The 1,745-nt window shown below is 70.5% G+C and carries 2 protein-coding genes; both read right to left on the reverse strand.

Going from position 1 to position 1,745, the window contains the following annotated elements; translation table 11 throughout:
- The coding region (locus tag ACT84W_RS10965; protein WP_444329247.1) for a nucleotide-binding protein at positions 1-322 on the reverse strand (322 nt) is incomplete at its 3' end.
- Complete coding sequence (gene cbiE / locus ACT84W_RS10970; protein ID WP_444329248.1) at positions 319-1,668, reverse strand: precorrin-6y C5,15-methyltransferase (decarboxylating) subunit CbiE; 1,350 nt, start codon at positions 1,666-1,668, stop codon at positions 319-321. The genes cbiE and ACT84W_RS10965, both read right to left, overlap by 4 nt.
- Positions 1,669-1,745 lie beyond the last annotated feature (77 nt).

Here is a 1,745-nt window from a genome sequence, read left to right on the forward strand (position 1 = left end):
TGCTCGCGTCGGCCACGCCGGGCGCCATGCCGTCGTAGAAGCCCATGACCCCCTCGAGCACCGCGACATCCGCGCCCGCGGCGCCGCGTGCGAGCAGGGCGCGCAGCGTCGGGGCGTCGGTGAAGAAGCCGTCTAAGTTGCCCGAGCGCGCGCCCACGACGCGACGATGAAAGAGCGGATCAATGTAATCGGGGCCGCATTTGAAGGCCGCGCATGCAAGGCCGCGGCGCGCGAGCGCGCGCAGGAGCGCGCACGTAACGACCGTCTTGCCGCTCCCGCTCGAGGGCGCAGCGACCATGAAGCGCGGGATGGTCGTGCTCACCGGGCGCCGCCTTCCCCACCTGCACCACGCGCGCTGACGAGGAACACGGGGTTTTGCGCCTTCATAAGATGGTGCGAGCCTACAGCCTCGGCGCGGGCGGCCGACACCTGGCAAGCCTCGAACCCCTTAAAGCGCGAACTCGAGAGGAGCGCGCACGCCTCGGTGAGCGTCTCAACGGTGACGCATGGCACGCACAGGCGAACCTGCGAGTTCTTCTCGAGCGCCACCTCCACGATGGAGGGAAGCTCGCCCGCGCTCCCGCCGACGAACACGGCGTCGGGGACGGGCAGTATCGCGAGCGCTTCGGGGGCGACACCGGGGACCGCATGCACGTTGCCGCACCCGAATGCATCCGCGTTCTCTCGGATGAGCCGCACGCCGGCCGCGTTGCGCTCGACCGCCCATACCGACCCCGCTCGCGCGACGAGCGCCGCCTCGATCGACACGCTCCCCGTGCCGGCGCCGACGTCCCACACGGTGTCGGTCGCGGTAAGGCGCAGCTTCGCGAGCGCGACGGCGCGCACCTCCTGCTTGGTCATGGGAACGTCGCCGCGGATGAAGAGCTCGTCGGGAATGCCCGAGGAAGCGTACGGCCAGCGGGAACTCGCGGCGCGGGATGCGCCCGCAGAGTCCGCCGCGGAAGAAGCCGCCGCGGGCGCAGACACGCCGGCCGGCACCTCGGAGGCTGCGCTAGAGCCCGCAGGCGACCCGGCGCCGCCTGCGAAATCGATAAGCATCACGTTCAAGTCGTCGAACGTCTGACCTGTGATTTCACTTGCGGTCGCGCAGGTGATGCGCTCGTCGGGGTACGACAGGCGCTCGGCCACCGTCACGCACGCGTCCCCGAAGCCCGCCTGCACAAGCTCGCCCGAAAGCCGCGAGGGGTCGTCCCCGCCCGACGTGGCGAGGAAGAGCTCGCCTGAGCGCTCGGCCTCGGCCACGATGTCGCACGCCACGCCGTGAGCGCTCGCGAAGCGCCAATCCTGCCATGGACGCGCGAGGCGCGCGGCGAGATACGACGCTGAGCTTATGCCGGGAATGATGCGCACGTCCACCTGCGCGTCGCCGGAGAGCGCCTCCACCAGGCGGCGCGCGCCGCTGAACAGCCCCACATCGCCCGTCATCACGACCACGGCGCGCTGCCACGACGCCGCATCGGTGAGCGCGGCGACGATGTCCGCCGTCTTCACGAGCTCGCATCTCACCACGTCGGGCGGCACGTCGATGCCGGCAAGCGCGCGATGAGCGCCGATGACCACGTCGGCGATGTCGATCGCGTCGAGCGCCGCGCGCGAGAGCAAGTCGGGGTTTCCGGGCCCCGCCCCGATGATCGTTACCTTTCGCATGGAATCTCCCGATACCCGCGCGGCGTGACCATACGGCCGCCTACGCGCTTCGTGTCCGCGTTGCCGACGAACACGGT

It is taken from the genome of Paratractidigestivibacter sp. (assembly GCF_052362415.1).
Lineage (GTDB): Bacteria > Actinomycetota > Coriobacteriia > Coriobacteriales > Atopobiaceae > Paratractidigestivibacter.

Bases quoted from the DNA above. Each gene is read 5' to 3' on its own strand.
- cbiE (WP_444329248.1), bottom strand. From the start codon at position 1,668: ATGCGAAAGGTAACGATCATCGGGGCGGGGCCCGGAAACCCCGACTTG.